General features: G+C 66.0%; 17 protein-coding genes. 6 read left to right on the top strand and 11 right to left on the bottom strand.

Translation table 11 applies throughout. The features are described 5' to 3' along the window. Positions 1-89 precede the first annotated feature (89 nt). From C2U40_RS21825 to C2U40_RS21850, 6 genes are read right to left on the bottom strand one after another with little or no spacing between them, the layout of a single operon-like run. On the bottom strand, positions 90-1,277 hold the full coding sequence (locus tag C2U40_RS21825; protein WP_103827634.1) for an acyl-CoA reductase: 1,188 nt from the start codon (positions 1,275-1,277) through the stop codon (positions 90-92). Continuing rightward, complete coding sequence (locus C2U40_RS21830) at positions 1,274-2,332, bottom strand: LuxE/PaaK family acyltransferase (protein WP_103827635.1); 1,059 nt, start codon at positions 2,330-2,332, stop codon at positions 1,274-1,276. The genes C2U40_RS21825 and C2U40_RS21830 overlap by 4 nt, the downstream gene beginning before the upstream one ends. Beyond that, entirely contained in the window at positions 2,332-3,702 is a 1,371-nt protein-coding gene (locus tag C2U40_RS21835; RefSeq protein WP_103827636.1) for an AMP-binding protein, read from the bottom strand. Before C2U40_RS21835 ends, C2U40_RS21830 begins: the two co-directional genes overlap by 1 nt. Then, the gene (locus C2U40_RS21840; protein ID WP_103827637.1) at positions 3,702-4,451 is read right to left on the bottom strand and encodes an SDR family NAD(P)-dependent oxidoreductase; all 750 of its coding nucleotides are present in this window, start codon (positions 4,449-4,451) and stop codon (positions 3,702-3,704) included. The genes C2U40_RS21835 and C2U40_RS21840 overlap by 1 nt, the downstream gene beginning before the upstream one ends. After that, positions 4,451-4,684 (bottom strand): acyl carrier protein, encoded by a 234-nt coding sequence (locus C2U40_RS21845; protein ID WP_103827638.1) that lies wholly within the window; start codon positions 4,682-4,684, stop codon positions 4,451-4,453. The genes C2U40_RS21840 and C2U40_RS21845 overlap by 1 nt, the downstream gene beginning before the upstream one ends. Beyond that, on the bottom strand, positions 4,681-5,217 hold the full coding sequence (locus tag C2U40_RS21850) for a GNAT family N-acetyltransferase (protein ID WP_103827639.1): 537 nt from the start codon (positions 5,215-5,217) through the stop codon (positions 4,681-4,683). The genes C2U40_RS21845 and C2U40_RS21850 overlap by 4 nt, the downstream gene beginning before the upstream one ends. 164 nt (positions 5,218-5,381) lie before the next feature. Between C2U40_RS21850 and pseF the strand changes: the two genes are divergently transcribed. Genes pseF through C2U40_RS21880 form a run of 6 tightly spaced genes read left to right on the top strand, consistent with a single transcriptional unit; the run spans position 5,382 to position 10,664 of the window. Then, complete coding sequence (gene pseF / locus C2U40_RS21855; RefSeq protein WP_103827640.1) at positions 5,382-6,077, top strand: pseudaminic acid cytidylyltransferase; 696 nt, start codon at positions 5,382-5,384, stop codon at positions 6,075-6,077. Continuing rightward, positions 6,067-7,323, top strand: a complete 1,257-nt coding sequence (pseG, locus tag C2U40_RS21860) for a UDP-2,4-diacetamido-2,4,6-trideoxy-beta-L-altropyranose hydrolase (protein WP_103827641.1) — start codon at positions 6,067-6,069, stop codon at positions 7,321-7,323. Before pseF ends, pseG begins: the two co-directional genes overlap by 11 nt. Positions 7,324-7,329: 6 nt before the next feature. Next, positions 7,330-8,376 carry a pseudaminic acid synthase gene (gene pseI / locus C2U40_RS21865; RefSeq protein ID WP_103827642.1) on the top strand — a complete coding sequence of 349 codons (1,047 nt, stop codon included), beginning with the start codon at positions 7,330-7,332 and terminating at the stop codon, positions 8,374-8,376. Beyond that, positions 8,369-9,664, top strand: a complete 1,296-nt coding sequence (locus C2U40_RS21870) for a motility associated factor glycosyltransferase family protein (protein ID WP_103827643.1) — start codon at positions 8,369-8,371, stop codon at positions 9,662-9,664. The genes pseI and C2U40_RS21870 overlap by 8 nt, the downstream gene beginning before the upstream one ends. After that, positions 9,661-9,918 (top strand): hypothetical protein, encoded by a 258-nt coding sequence (locus tag C2U40_RS21875; RefSeq protein ID WP_103827644.1) that lies wholly within the window; start codon positions 9,661-9,663, stop codon positions 9,916-9,918. Before C2U40_RS21870 ends, C2U40_RS21875 begins: the two co-directional genes overlap by 4 nt. After that, the gene (locus C2U40_RS21880) at positions 9,918-10,664 is read left to right on the top strand and encodes a crotonobetainyl-CoA--carnitine CoA-transferase (protein WP_017779498.1); all 747 of its coding nucleotides are present in this window, start codon (positions 9,918-9,920) and stop codon (positions 10,662-10,664) included. The genes C2U40_RS21875 and C2U40_RS21880 overlap by 1 nt, the downstream gene beginning before the upstream one ends. On the opposite strand, the gene C2U40_RS21885 is transcribed toward C2U40_RS21880, so the two are convergent. Genes C2U40_RS21885 through C2U40_RS21905 form a run of 5 tightly spaced genes read right to left on the bottom strand, consistent with a single transcriptional unit; the run spans position 10,646 to position 15,058 of the window. Beyond that, entirely contained in the window at positions 10,646-12,007 is a 1,362-nt protein-coding gene (locus C2U40_RS21885; RefSeq protein ID WP_103827645.1) for a DUF4910 domain-containing protein, read from the bottom strand. The two genes, C2U40_RS21880 and C2U40_RS21885, sit on opposite strands and share 19 nt — an antisense overlap. Continuing rightward, positions 12,004-12,408: a VOC family protein gene (locus C2U40_RS21890; protein ID WP_103827646.1), complete on the bottom strand. Its 405-nt coding sequence runs from the start codon at positions 12,406-12,408 to the stop codon at positions 12,004-12,006. Before C2U40_RS21890 ends, C2U40_RS21885 begins: the two co-directional genes overlap by 4 nt. Further along, on the bottom strand, positions 12,398-13,162 hold the full coding sequence (locus C2U40_RS21895; RefSeq protein ID WP_103827647.1) for an AAC(3) family N-acetyltransferase: 765 nt from the start codon (positions 13,160-13,162) through the stop codon (positions 12,398-12,400). Before C2U40_RS21895 ends, C2U40_RS21890 begins: the two co-directional genes overlap by 11 nt. Beyond that, positions 13,159-13,383 (bottom strand): acyl carrier protein, encoded by a 225-nt coding sequence (locus tag C2U40_RS21900; protein WP_103827648.1) that lies wholly within the window; start codon positions 13,381-13,383, stop codon positions 13,159-13,161. The genes C2U40_RS21895 and C2U40_RS21900 overlap by 4 nt, the downstream gene beginning before the upstream one ends. Further along, positions 13,376-15,058, bottom strand: coding sequence for an HAD-IIIC family phosphatase (locus C2U40_RS21905; RefSeq protein WP_181014785.1), 1,683 nt, complete (start codon positions 15,056-15,058; stop codon positions 13,376-13,378). Before C2U40_RS21905 ends, C2U40_RS21900 begins: the two co-directional genes overlap by 8 nt. Between the last annotated feature and the right edge of the window lie 38 nt (positions 15,059-15,096).

Raw genomic sequence — 15,096 nt, forward strand, 5'->3', positions numbered from 1 at the left:
TTCTCCCTCTCTGTCAGGTTTTACTGCAAGAGGTATGCCTGACCAAGCTAATCCATTGAAGCTGCTGGATTTATGTGAGCTACACCCGATTATTCACGTCGGCTGAGGCCACGACTGCACAGTTGCAGCATGTCGATGCCATCCCAGTGCCATTCGAATGCGAGCGCCTGTCCCGGCGCCACCACCCGGTCAATCCGGCAGGTGGGGGCAGTCGGCAGCGCCGCTTCGACCCCGCCCCTGTCACCGCCGACCCAGACGCAGGTCTGCATGTCCCAGGGCTGTGCCAACAGCTCATTCAGGGTATCGGCCACAAATTCGGCAACTGTACCTCCTCCGACGTGTGCGAGCCGCAGCGTGCGGGTCGGAGTCAATAAGGTGACGCCGGGCAAGCTGGTCACCTTCATTGCCCCCTGCTCGGCGGCATTTTGTTGACTGTGGATGAGTCGTTCCATCGCCAGGGCGGGATCGGCGGCAAAGGGAGCAAACAGGGTTTCCAGCAAGCGGCGGCGCAGTCCCTCGTCGGGTTCACCCAGCCAGCAGAGGGTGGTCGGCGAGGCGCAGGCCTGCTGATTGAAACGGGTGCAGTCCTGCTGCAAGGCATCCAGCGTCCGTTGCCACTCTTGCGGATCTAGTCCGGCCAGCCAGCGGCTGTCGAGCACCGCCATCGAGCGGCGATCCGGAAACACCACTTCCTGTGCCATGGGGGCCAGGGGAATGGCCCGCACCTGGCGAATAGTCTCGTCGCCGCCCCAGATGATGCGCAGCCGGCAGCGCGCCGACAGCCTGGTTGTGATGCCCTCGTCGTGGTCATAGCGAATGAAACGGGTACGGGCTGCGATCTCTTGCCATTCACCGAGGTTGAACAATTCGTTGAGGATCGCCAGCATGGCCTCCTGCTGCGGATCGCGGCGTGACGACAGCCGCACCACGCAGGGGTTGCCCATCAGCAGAGCCACCAGCCAGGAGTAGAAGGCCACCGTCGGCACGTTGGAGGGCACCAGGTGAAAAGTGACCCCCAGCGGCCCTCGTCCCTGCAAACGCTGCTGTTCTCTGGCCAGCTGGCGCGGCCGCAGCCAGAAACCGAACGCGGCCAGATCGGGGTGACGACGCCCCTCCTGTTGCAGGCGGGTCGACAGCGCCGCCACGAAGTCGCAGATGACGGGGGCAAAGCAGGGCAAGGGCTGCGGGCAGAAAGTCTGCCAGCTCGCCGCCGGTGCCACGAAGCCGACCGCCGGCCCCTCCTGCCAGAGCCCGGTGGTCACCCCGGGCGGGGTCATTGGAAGGTGTCGCTGCATCCCCTCACCTCGGCGCCGTGCTGGCGTCCCGCTACGTGAAAATAACGGCCATGGCGGCCACAAGGGCAGTCATCCTCTCCCAGCAGCACGCCAAGATCCTCGCTCAGCAGGCTGTGGCCGGGATAACTGCCGGGAATGGCGGAAAGCACCTGCAGCAGGCCTGGGCTGCCAATCCCGAGCGGCTGATGGGTGAGCGGATCACGCACCTGTACATCGGCAAACACGGGAGCATGCAGGTGACCCTGCTCGCACTCGACGAAGATGGAACCCACCTGCTCCACCATGCCGTAGAAGTTGTGCACCCGGCCCAGCCCCAGCAGTTCGCGGCAACGGGCCTTGAAGGCAGGATTGTCCACCGCCAGGTGCTGCAGCTTCTTCCAGCCGCCGCTGTGAAACAAAATGCCCTGTGTCAGCGGCAATTGCAGGCCGCGCGCGCGCAGCGGCTCCAGCAGGCATTGCCAGACCATGAAGGTGAAGCCGAACAGCAGCACCGGCTGGCCGGCATATTTGTCACAAAAAGCCTCTATCACCGGCCAATTGGGCCTCATCTGCTCGTCGAGGGCATAGGTGTGGTCACGACCGAGGAAGGAGAGCCCCAGCGCGCCCGCACCGCGCGCCGAAAAGCCGCTGCGGTTCTGGATGAGGGCGGGCTGCTCCACCAGCAGCATGGGCAGGCGCTGCTTGCCGACAAACTCCTGCAGGATCTTCACCAGCACCTTGCTCTGCAGGGCGGCGGTCTCCCTGTCCAACACGATCCGTGATGGCGAGCCCGTGGTGCCCGACGAGGTGAGCACCTTGAACACCTCGCTCTGCGGCACGCTCTGCCATTGGGCCAGTTTGAACAGCCGGGCCGCCAGATAGGGCAGCGCACAGTAGTCGGTCGCCGCGGCCGTCCAGCCGAAGGCTTGCAGCACATTGTCATAGGCCGTGCAGTGCGCCCGATGATGCGCTGTCAGCGCGTTGAGCCGCGCCAGCAGCAGCGCCTGTTTGGCGGCCTGGGGCAGGGCGAAGACCGGCGCGCTCAGCAAGTGCTCCATCACGCTTCCCCCGCCAGTCTGGCCAGAGCGGCGTAGTCAATCTTGTGATTGGCGGTGCGCGGCAGTTGTGTCACCTGCACCACCTGCACCGCCCGCGGCGGGGCCTGCAGCCACTGCGCCAGCTCGCGCTGCAAGCCGTCGGCCGTCTGGTCACTACAGGGTTCGACGGCCACCAGCAGGCAGTCGTCACGCCCGCCGCAGGCCCCCGTCCAGCCCCAACGATGGAGCTGGCTCTCGACCTCCGCCAGGCTGACCCGCTTGCCGAACAGCTTGAGAAAACGGCTGAGCCGGCCGCAGATGTAGTAGCGGCCCGCCCCGTCACAACGGGCCAGATCGCCGGTGGCCAGCTCCTGCAGCTGGGCACCCAGCGCCAGATCCTCGGCCGTGCCGGCGTAGCCCAGCATGACGTTGTCGCCGCGATAGACCAGCTCCCCCTCCCCGGGCTTGCCCCCCTCCAGCGCGCGCAAAGCGAACTGGCCGCCGGGAATGGCGCGGCCGATGGCATCCGGATGGGCGGCCACCTCTGGCGCCGCCAGCCAGGCCATGCGAGCGGTGGCCTCGGTCTGGCCGTACATGACGAAGAAGCGCCGCTCCAGCCGCAGGGCCTGCTCGGCAAACTGCTGCGCCAGCGCGGGTTCGAGACGCCCGCCCGCCTGGGTCAGGGTCTGCAAAGAGGGGTAGCGGGCCCAGTCAAAGCGCAGCCGAGCCAGCATCTGATAGGTAAAGGGCACCCCGGCAAAGCTGCTCACGCCGTGCAGATCGACCTGCTGCCAGAAGTCGCGCTCCAGCACGCTCCCCTCGTGCTGCACCAGAGAGGCGCCCACCAGCAGATGGCTGTTGAGCACCGACAAGCCGTAGGAGTAGTACAGCGGCAGGCTGGTGATGGCCCGCTCGGCCGCCGTCAGCGCCAGATAGTCGGCGATGGAGGCGGCGTTGGCTGCCAGATTGCGCCCCGACAGCCGCACCCACTTGGCGCTGCCGGTGCTGCCCGAAGTCGGCAGCAATACTGACAGTTCCGGGTGCAGGGTGGGCGTCGTCGCGGCGAGCCGCTCCAGCTGGCCAGCGTCATTGACCCGCCAGCTCACGCCAAACTGCCGGCAGCTGGCATCGTGCTGACTCGCTGGGAGGGCGGGATCTGCCAGCATCACGACATGCCCCAGCTTGAGCGCAGCCAGATAGTGCAGCAGGTGGGTGGTGCGGGTGAAAAAGGGCAGATAGACCAGGCTGCGCTCGTCCGGATAGCCGGCAGCCAGCCGCGCCAGCCGCCGTGCCAGCTCGCCGTAGGAGAGCCAGCCCTCTTGCGGGTCACGCCAGGCCGGTAACGGGTTGTCTTCCCGCAGGTGGCTGAGCAGTGCGTGCGCGTGATCCATCAGACCGTCATGCCTCCATCCACGCCGATGACCTGGCCGGTCACATAGCTTGCCAGGTCGGAAGCGAGGAACAGCGCCACCCCGGCCACTTCGTCCGGCGTGCCGATGCGCCCCATGGCGATGCTGGCGAGCCGCTCGGCAAACTTGTCGTCCGGGATTGCGTGGGCCATCTCGGTGTCGATGAAGCCGGGGGCGATGGCATTGACGCGGATCCGGCTGGCGGCCAGCTCCTTGGCCAGCGACTGGGTGATGCCGATCACCGCCGCCTTGCTGCCGGCATAGCTGCAAAGCCCGGCCGCACCCACCCGCCCCATCAGGGAGGCCAAATTGATGATGCTGCCGCCACCGCTGCGCTGCATCAGGCGGGCGGCATACTGGCTGCAATAGACCACGCTGAAGGTGTTGTGACTGAAGGTCTGCTCCAGCTGGGCCTGATTGACCATGCCGAGCAGCCCCTCTTCCAGCATGCCGGCATTGTTGACCAGCACGTCCAGCTGGCGCGTCTGGGCAAACAGCTGCTGAAAGGCCTGCTTGACCGCCTGCGGCTGCGCCACGTCGACACAGAGCGGCTGACAAGGCACGCCGAACTCGGCGCCGAGTTCATCGGCCAGCCGGCTCAGGGCCGCCTCGTCGCGCCCCGCCAGCCACAGCTCGGCCCCCTGCGCGGCAAACAGCCGGGCAATGGCGAGCCCGATGCCGCGCCCGGCGCCGGTGATCAACACCCGCTTGCCTTGCAGCAGCCCCTGCATCAGAGGGCGACCCCGTACTTGACGAGGATCTCCCGCGCCTTGGCGACCGAGCTCATGTCGATGATGTCATCGGTATCGAGCAGCACGCCGTAGCAGTCCTCCAGCTGGGCGATCAGGCCCATGTGGGCGACAGAGTCCCACTGGGGAATGCTGTTGTAGGCCAGCTGGTCGCTGACGCTGCCGACGTCGATGCCGAGGGCATCGGCAAAAACCTGTTCCAACGCTGTAGTCATCTGAAAAATCTCCGTAGCCGTTCTCGGGCGGCATAATAGTCGGCGGGCTGCAGTTCGAGGGCGATGAAGTCGCCCTGTTGCCCCTGTTGGCGATAGCCGAGCTGCGCGTTGAGGCGCAGGGCGGCGTCATTGCCGGTGCGCACCAGGGTGCGGATGCAGCCGAGCCCGAAGGTATCGAAGCCCTGATCAAGCTGTGACAGGGCGGCGGCGACGGCCAGCATGGGGTGGCGCACGCTGGAGTGGCCCAGATAGAGGCCGGCATCGGCCACCGGCTGCCCTTGCAGCGATTGCCGCGCCTCCCCTTTCAAGTTGACGTAGCCGGCCCGCAGGCCACGACACCAGAGCACCCAGTGCTGCTGGTCAGGCCGTTCCAGGCTGCTGACGAACCACTGCCGTTGCTGGCGGGGGGAGATGAGCGCCTGCTCCACCATCTGCAACCGCACCTCGTCCTGGTTGCGCCAGCGTCGCAGGGTGGGCAGATCCCAGGGCTGGAGCGGGCGCAATTCGACACCATAACTCATGTTCAATACCAATGACGTCCCATCACTTGCCCATGTTATCGACCATCGCCGGGCAATTCCGTAGCAAAGCTCAATAATATAAGATGAAAACTCGGTATAATCTCAAAAATAATCAACGAGTTGTCATCAATTATCCGGCCCGGCGACCACGTCGGGCTCCTCAGGGAGAGAGCATCATGGCCATCGCCATCATCCCGGCACGGGGCGGCAGCAAGCGTATTCCCCGCAAGAACATCCGTCCCTTCTGCGGCTTGCCCATGATTGCCTACGCCATTGAGGCGGCCAGAGACTCGGGCTGTTTCAGTCGGGTGGTGGTCTCAACCGATGACCCGGAGATCGCCGAGGTGGCCCGTCGCCTCGGGGCTGACGTGCCCTTCCTGCGGGGCGCCGCGCTGGCCGATGACCATACCGGCACCACCCCTGTGGTGATCGACACCATCCAGCGGCTCGACCAGCTCGGCATCCAGGCGGAGCACTACTGCTGCATCTATGCCACCGTGCCGCTGATCCAGGCCGATGACCTGAAGGCCGCCTATCAGCGGCTGATCACAAGCAAGGCTCCCTTCGTCTACACGGTGGCCGAATTCGGCTTCCCGATCCAGCGGGCGGTGCGCATGGACGCGCAAGGCAGGGTCACGCCGTTCTGGCCGGAGCAGATGGCGAAACGCTCTCAGGATCTGGAGCCCGCCTATCAGGATGCCGGCCAGTTCTACTGGGGTAGCCGCGCGGCCTGGCTGGGGGGGATCAGCCCGGTGGGGGGAGAAGGAATTGGCCACATACTGCCAAGGCACAGGGTGGTCGACATCGACACGCCGGAAGATTGGAACCTGGCCGAACTGCTCTATCAAGTGCTGGCCCAAGATGACGTTTAAGGTTGCCTTCCGGCTCGACGCCGGCGCCGAAATAGGGCTGGGCCACCTGATGCGTTGCCTGGCCATCGCCGATCGGCTGCACGCCGCCGGGGCCGAGTGCCACTTCCTCTGCCACGAGCTGCCGGCGCACCTGCTGTCGTTGCTGCGGCCCCATCACCATCATCCCCTGAGCGCGCTCGATGACGCCGGCCCGTTGCCTGGCTTGCAGCCCGATTGGCTGATCGTCGATCACTACCAGATTGACCAGCGGCTCGAAACACAGCTGGCCGCCCACTGCGGCCGCGTGCTGGTGATCGATGATCTGGCCGACCGACCGCACCACTGCCAGCTGCTGCTGGATCAGGGCCCCTTGCGCTGCGCCGCCGATTACCAGCCGCTCACCCCCGCCGGCTGCCAACTGCTGCTGGGTACCGACTATGCCTTGCTGCGCCCCGCCTATCGCCAGTTGGCACGTCAACATACAGACCGGTGGCAAAGGGGGCTTATCTGCTTTGGCGGTGCCGACCCGGCCGGCGCCTGCCTCATTACCCTCAACAGCCTGGCACGGCTGCCCTGGGCCTGCACTATCCAGTGGACCCTGGTGGCGGGCGGCGCCAATCCCTTCTGGCCCGAGCTGGAACAGAGAGTGGCCGAACTGGCCGACCTCGACCTGGTGCTGCTGCGCCAGACCGACCAGATGGCCGACCTGATGAGCCGGCACGACTTCGCCATCGGCGCCGCCGGCGGCATGACCTGGGAGCGGGCCTGTCTCGGCCTGCCGACCCTGGCAGTGCCCATCGTCGACAACCAGCAGTTCAACGACCAGGTGATCGCCCGCTTTCGGCTGGCCGAGCGGCTGACCCTGAGCGAGCTGGCCGAGTCTGAGCGGCTGCTGCAGGCTCTGCAACGGTTGGAACAACAGTCAGACGACTACCGCCGCCGCGGCCAGCAGCAGGTGGACGGGCTGGGGCTGGATCGGCTCACCGCCCGGTTGCTGCAACAATCGGATTATCAGCTGTTACCAGATGGCCAGCAGTGGCAACTACGCCATGATGGCAAACTGCTGCTCACCCTGACCCTGAACGGCCAGCGGCTGACATGGCAGGCCGCCCGGCCACTTCAACCAGCGGAGTGGCAAGAGCTGGCACATCGCTTGCAGACAATTTTCTCCCAATTTCCCCTCTATCTTGCCGAGCCACCGCAGATAGCGCCCCCTGCCCCCTGGCAGCCGGCGCCGCAAGGCTGGCAACTTGGCACAGGAGTCTGAACACAGATGCAGATCGCCCATCAATCCATCGGCCCAGCGCAGGCTCCCTATGTGATCGCCGAGCTGTCGGCCAACCACAACGGCAACCTGGATCGCGCACTAGCCATCATGACCGCCGCCAAGGAGGCCGGGGCCAGTGCGGTCAAGCTGCAGACCTACCGGCCCGACACCATCACCCTCAACAGTGACCGGCCCGAGTTCCAGATCCATGGCGGCTTGTGGGATGGTCACAACCTGTACGATCTCTACCAGTGGGCGCACACCCCCTGGGAGTGGCATCAGGCCCTGTTTGCCAAAGGGCGCGAGCTGGGCCTGACGGTCTTCAGCAGTCCGTTCGACTTCAGCGCGGTGGATCTGCTGGAATCCCTCGACTGCCCGGCCTACAAGATCGCCTCCTTCGAGCTGGTGGATCTGCCTCTCATCCGCTACGCAGCCCAGACCGGCAAGCCACTCATCATGTCCACCGGCATGGCGAACGAGGCCGAGATCGCCGCCGCGGTCGAGATGGCGTTCAAGCACGGCAACGGCCAGCTGGCCCTGCTGCACTGCGTCAGCGGCTATCCGGCGCCGGCGGCCGAATACAACCTGCGTACCATCCCCATGTTGCGCCAGCGCTTCGGGGTCGAGGTGGGGCTCTCCGATCACACCTTGGGATCGGCCACGGCCATCGCCGCCACCGCGCTCGGGGCCACCCTCATCGAGAAACACTTCACCCTGGCCCGCGCCGACGGCGGGCCGGATTGCGCCTTCTCCATGGAACCGGCCGAACTCACCGAGCTGGTGGCCTCGGTCAATACCGCTCATGCCGCCCTCGGGGTGGCCGATTACCAGCTCACCGCCAGTGAACAGGGCAACCGTGCGTTTCGCCGCTCCCTCTATCTGGTCAAGGAGATGGCCGCCGGCGAGGTGCTCACCGCAGAGCACATCAAGTCGGTGCGCCCCGCCCTCGGCCTGCCCCCCGCCGATTACGATCGGCTCATCGGCAAGCGGGTCAACCGCAGCCTGAGCGCCAATCAACCGCTGAGCTGGGAGTGGATAGACAACGATGAATGATGATCTCTTCAACCAGCACGGCAGGCTCATCAGCCAGCGCTGGCCCGCCCTCTGGCCCCGCCTGCTGGCACAGGACGTGGAAAGCCTGCCGGCCGAGCTGACCGAAGGGCTCGGCTCCACCCTCAGCCTCCACGGCATCCAGCTCACCAGCCGGCACGACCGGGTGAAGGAAGCCGAGCTGCAGGCCGCCAGCCTGCCCGAACAGCCGGTGCTGCACCTCTACGGCACCGGGCTCGGCGATTTGCCGCGCGCCCTGCTGGGGCGCAGCAGCCTCAAGCGGCTGGAAGTGAAGATCATGAATGGCGCCCTGTTTGCCCTGGTGCTGCGGCTGCTGGATCAGCAGGACTGGCTGACGGACCCCAGGGTCGAGCTGATGATGGCCGGCGACGAGGGGGAGGTACGGCTGCCCTTCTTCGCCCTGCCGCCCGAGCTGCTGCTGGTGGAAGATGCCGCCGCCCGCATCCGCGACCGGCTGGTGGGTGAAATAGACTTGCCGTTCGCCCGGGCCAGGTTCGACGCCGAGCACCCCGACGTCACTAGGCGGCTGGCCGAAAATCGCGATCTGCTGGCCGGGGACGGCGATGTGGCATCCCTGTTTGGTCTGGCTCAGGGCAAGCAGGCCCTGATCGTGGCAAGCGGCCCGACCCTGCAGCACAACCTGGCCACCCTGCAGGCCCAGTTGCAGCGCCGTCGGCAGGACTACCTGCTGATCAGCGTCGATACCGCGCTGGCGTTTTTGCTTGGCCACGGCATCCGGCCCGACATCGTCGTCACCATCGATGACGCCATCGACGGCAACCGACTGCCCGCCGCCCAGTCGGCCCAGACCACCCTGGTCTATTACCCCACGGTTCCCACGGCAGCCCTGCTGGCCTGGCAGGGGCCGCGCAAGACCGCCTACTCCCGCAGCCCCATGTATCAGCAGCTGCGGCAGACGCTCCCCAAGGGCGTGCTGCACTCGGGCGGCAGCGTCATTCATCCCACCGTGGATCTTGCCGTGCAGATGGGTTGCCACCAGGTCATCCTGCTGGGTACCGACTTCGCCTTTCCCGGTGAGCTCACCCACTCGGGCTGGGCCGACGGTGCGCTCGGCCCCAGCGCCGCGCTGGCACTCAGCTGGGCCCTCGACGGCCATGGCCGGCGGGTCAAGACCAATCCGAACTTTTCCGCCTACCGCACCGAGCTCGAGCGCTACATAGCACGCCACCCAGAGGTGCAGTTCTGGAACTGCAGCCGGGAAGGGGCGGAGATCGCCGGCTGCCGCTATCACCCGGAGTACGTACAATGAAAAACGGCCAGATCACCCGCCTCACCGCCCTGGCGCACCAGTTTCGGCTGGGGCAGTCGGTTGCCGCCAGTCAGGCATTACCGGAACTGCTGCAAGCGGTACTCACCGAGCAGGGCAACCTGCCGCCCGGACTGGTAGCCGCCCTGCTGCAGTGCCAGGAGCGCCAGGACTGGCTGGGACTGGCCGACTACCTCGAATATGAAGTGGTGCACTGCCTGTCGACCCCGGCCGGCGACACCACAGGAGACCACTGATGATCAAGGCCATGTCCAACGCCTCCGAGCAGGAGCTGTCACGCCGCCAGACCTTCAGCGAGTTGCTGCACGCCAGCCCGCTGCCCGCGGCCGAGCTGCAGAACAACCTGGGCCTCTACCTCAAGCGCCAGTCGCTCTCCCGCATCCTGTTCATGCACGAGCTATATCAGAAGATCGTGCCGGTCCACGGCGTCATCATGGATTTCGGCACCCGCTGGGGCCAGAACCTGGCGCTCTTCTCCTCGTTTCGCGGCATGTATGAACCCTACAACTACAACCGCAAGCTGGTGGGATTCGATACCTTCAGCGGCTTCCCTTCCCACGCCCCGCAGGATGGCAGCGACGCCGCCATCCAGCCCGGCGCCTACGGGGTGACGCCGGGCTATGAGCAGCATCTGGCCCAACTGCTCGCCGCCCATGAGGCGGAAAGCCCGCTGGACCATATCGTCAAGCATGAGCTGGTGAAGGGGGATGTGACCGAGACGCTGCCGGCCTATCTGGCTCGTCAGCCGGAGACCATGGTTGCGCTGGCCTATTTTGACTTTGATCTCTATGAGCCGACCCGCCGCTGCCTCGAGCTCATCAAGCCGCACCTGACCAAGGGATCGGTGCTGGCATTCGATGAGCTCAACTGGCCCGCCTTCCCGGGGGAGACCCTGGCCCTCAAGGAGGTGTTGGGGCTGGATCGCTACGCCATCCGCCGCACCCCGCACAACCCGGGACCGGCCTATCTGGTGATCGAGTAGTCCGGTTGCGGGCTGAGGCGACGCAGCAGCCCGGCATCCAGCAGCATCCGCGCCAGCGGCTCTACCCGCCAGAACGGCGCCCCTATGGTCTCGGCGATCTCGAACAGGGTCAGCTTGCCGTCGCTGTAGGCCAGCAGATTCATCATCTCCCTCACCTGCCAGCCCGAATAGCGGGTCGACAAATCCGGGTAGAGCCCCCGCTTGCCGAGCTGGGGCTCGCCCAGCACGGTGACCTCGCAGCGCTCGTCCAGCTCCAGACACTCGATGGCCCGGCGCAGCGCCATGAAGCCGCCCGCCAGACCGGCCGGCGTCACCAGCGAGAGGTCATCAAGCGAGGTGTGGTACTCGGCATAACAGCCGTATCGACTGCGCATCACCGAGGTGACCGGCAGATCGATGCCGGGCGCGCACAGCTGCCGCTCGTTGGAGCCCCGCTCCAGGAAGCTGTAGGCTTTGTAGCCCGGCGCAAGATGGCCGAGCACATGGCGACCGATGCGATCCGCCAGCGTGTTGCCTTGGCGGGAAGGCAGGAAGGAGTAGCCGCGATCATCGCCAAGGCAGGTCAGATTGAACCCGGCCAGAGTGCGCTGCTTGAGCTGGTCCAGATGGCGGGAGAGATAGACGATGGCCCCCAGGGTTTCAGGCACCAGCATCAGTCGGTAGCTGTAGCGGCGTGTTGGCAGTGACGCCAGCCAGGCCATCAGGAAGACCCCGACACAGGGGCCGGAGAGCTCGTTGTTGGCCATGGAGGGGTGGCAGGTGTAGCTCGACAGCAGGATCTCCTGCTCGCTCTCCCCCGGCAGCACCCAGTCGCCATAGGTGAGCGAACCTGGGGCCAGGGTGGCATCGATCACCACCTGATATTCCCCCTCCGGCAGCGCCTCACGCAGCCGATGGGGCAGACAGAAGCCCCAGCGGCGCTTGTAGTAGGAGGTCACATAGGGAATGGCGTCCGGCTGCTCGGGCAGAGAGTGAAGATGGGGCTGCAGTTCGGCCAGCGAGAGGGTGCAGCGCACCGGCTCCGAGTAGCCGACCAGATGCAGGTTGTGAGCCTGGAAGTCCACCACCCTGCGTCCATCCGGCCCCACTATGTAGGCCTCCCGCACGTTCCACTCGTCAGGCACGGTCCAGTCGAAGCACTCGGTGCCGCTGGCCACTTCATGGATCTGCAGCTCGGGCAGGCAGTGCTCGCGCCACAGGGCCAGCGACTGCCGCACCCCGTCCCCGGTCAGGCTGCGGTTGAGCGGAAACAGCAGGGTGAGCAGTCGATGCAGTTGCTCACCGACTTGTGCCTGGTCGTCCCAGTCAGTGGGCAGATAACCACTCTTGGGTGAAAAACTCATGGGGTGGATGCCTCGATCAATTCGACAATGTGGCCAAGGGGGCTCAGGAAAAACTGGACGTGGGCGCCGCCAAAGGCGATGGCAGGCTGGCTGGGCCCGAGGGGCAGGTGGCGCCGTGCGCGCAGCCGTTCAGCGCTCTCCTGCAGGTTGTTCACCCGATAGGCAAGGTGGTTGATGACGTTGCGCCGGGTCTTGAGCACCTGAGCAACCGGGCTCTCTTCGCCGGCCGGGGCGACCAGCTCGTAGCAGAGGCCATGCTCGTCGTGCACGAACTGCACCCAAACCCGTTGCAGCGGATCTTCCACCGCCGCCGAGAAGCGGCTCAGCCCCAGCACGTCGCGGCAATAGGCCACACCGCTCGCCAAGTCCGGCACCACCAGTCCGATGTGATCAAACTGCATGGGACTCTCCTCCCGCCCGGATCAGGGCGTATGGCGCCGCCGCCAGCAACTCGCTAGCAGCCAGAATGAAGTCGCGGCACGACACCGCCCAGACCGGCACCCGCTGGCACAGCGTCTGGCGCCAGGCGCCCCGCTCCTGCAGCAGGGCCACCAGCCGGGAGAGGTCGATTTCGCTGGCCAGCGACAGGTCGCGCACATAGTAATCCGCCTGCCACTCCCGCACGCGGCCATCGACGCGCACCCGGCCAGCAAACATCTTGTGATAGCGATAAGAGACGGCCAGCCGCTGCTCCACGTAGTGGGTGAAGGTGATGCGGTCGGGGTGGCAACCCAGCCCCAGCAGCCAGCCATCCTGCTCCGCCAGCCAGCCGAACGGGCTCTCCTGACCGAAACAGTCGTGACACTCCCGCGCCACCAGCGCAGGCCCCTGCGGGCCGCTGATCGCCATGCTGAAGACGGGATCCCACGTGCGCACCACCCCTTCACGCTGGCGGAACAGCTCTGTCATCAAGCCCACCTTACTCGGGGTCTGCGCCGGATCGAAGCTCTCGTCCGCCATCGGGCTGTAGCTGAAGGTCGGCACCAGCAGGTGCCCGCCCAGCCACTGCTCGAGGCATGTCCAGAAGGCCGCGATACCCGCGGCGTTGCCCATGCCGGCAAACTGGGCCACCACCATGGCATCCGAGTGCACCATCAGGGCGCCGCCTCTGGGGATCCCCAGCTCGGTCAGCGCCTGCTCGAGCGCCTGTTTCACACGGCAACCCCTTTGCTCAGCAGAGCTTGCTGGATGTCGGCCAGACTCTTCAACTCGGCCAGCTCGTGCGGCTCGAACCGCACGGCATAGTGCTGCTCGACCAGCAACAGCAGGTTGAAGTGACCCAGAGAATCCCACTCGGGAAAGCTGCCGAGGGCAGACTGTGCATTGACGCTGGCCTGGGGGAACTGCTGGTGTGCCAGCGCGATAAGGTCATTCATTGGCGTAGAACTCCAAAAACGGGAGAGAAAGAGAGCAGAGATCCAGACTGAGGAACAGCTCGTCCGCCAGCGGCAGCAACCCCGCTGGAGTGGTTATCGGCCGGGTTGGCAGGCTCGCCAGAAAATCCCGCGCCGGCTGGTTGCGGGTGGTGGCAATAAGGCTGATGACCAGCTCGGTCACGCCTTGCGCCCGCAGATGGCTTGCCAGTTGCGCCAGCAGCCAGTATTCAAAGCCGCGACCCAGCACCCGGCAGCTGATGGCCAGGGTATCCAGCAGCGCCCTGCCCTCGTCGAGCGGGCGCACCACCAGCAGCGCCGTCATGCCGTGATCGGCGAATCGGTCTCGCAGGCCGGCCAGCCAGACGTCGCCTCCCTCGGCGGCCAGCCGGGCCAGCTCCGCCGCCTGATAACGGCGGCCGGAGAGGTTGAACTGATTGGTCTTCTGGCTGAGCTGCTCGGCTCGCAACTGGTTGCCCGGGGAGAGCGGCTGCCAGTCGGCCTGCAGCGCCAATTGCCGCAGGAAGGCGTGCTCGTCGCCCAGTTGCCGGCGCACCGCCTCGGCCTCGGCCTGGGCCTGATAGGAGTGCTGCCGCAGGCCGTCATCCCGGCTCTGGTGGCGAGTACACAGGGCCGGCAGCGTCAGCAGGGCATCCGGCCAGCTCCAGAGATCAGCCGGCGGGGTCATCACCATCACCTCGGGGCAGTTGGCTTGCACCTCGGCCCGCTCCAGCTCGCTGTCATCCCAGAAGACCAGGCTGTCCAGCCCGACATTGAGGCGGGCTGCCAGCCGCCGCAACCCCTGGGACTTGGGCTCCCAGCCAATTTCGGCAGCGGCGATCTGCGCCCGTGTCAGCACCATGCCCGGATGCTCGTCAAACAGCCGCCACACATCGTCCGCCAGATTCTTGGAGCAGAGCGCCAGCACTATGCCCTGTCCGTGCCAGTGGCTGGCCGCCTGCTGGAAGGCCTGGTAGAGCCGGCCCATCCCGTCCTGTCCCAGCAGGACGCCGCCGACACCGTCTTCACCGACCACGCCGCCCCACAGGGTATTGTCGCAGTCGAGCACCAGCACCTTGTGGGCGGGTTGCTGCAACCGCTGCAGCAAGGGGAGCATCCACTGCGCCAGGCTGGCCAGACCGGCCATGGAGAAGGGGCAGGACATCAGATAGAGGTTGCGCCGATCGAAGCAGTGCTGGCGGCCATGCTGTTGCAGCCAGAGCGGCAGGTGCAGGTCGTCCAGGCCGGGTTGCTGCAGGCGCAGGCGGGCCATCTGCTGCTCGAACGCACTGGCCAGCGCGGCGAGCACGGCAGGAGCCGGGCCATAGACGGAAAGCGGGGCATGGCTGCAGGCCCCCACCAGCAGATGATCCTGCGGGCGGCACTGCAGATGCTGCAACAGAGGCTGGCAGAGCGCGTCGACAAAGGCGGCAACCGCCAGCAGCTGCTCATCCTGCGCCAGACGGCCCCACTCCTGCAGGCTCCGGGCGGGCACCAGATCTTCCCACAGCCAGATGATGATGTGGGTCTCGGCCGCGGCATCGGCGCTCTGGTGCATCAGGGTCTGCAACCACTGGCCATGGGGGGCCACCTGCACTTCGCCGTATTCAGCCAGGGGGCGCCAGGCGAGGTTGCCCGGCATCAAGAACGAACTGCCACTGAGATGAAGCATGGTCATGACCTTCCCCGCTGCGCTACCGGAACCATCCCGGTGAC

The organism is Aeromonas sp. ASNIH4 (assembly GCF_002934425.1).
GTDB classification, from domain to species: Bacteria; Pseudomonadota; Gammaproteobacteria; order Enterobacterales; family Aeromonadaceae; genus Aeromonas; species Aeromonas hydrophila.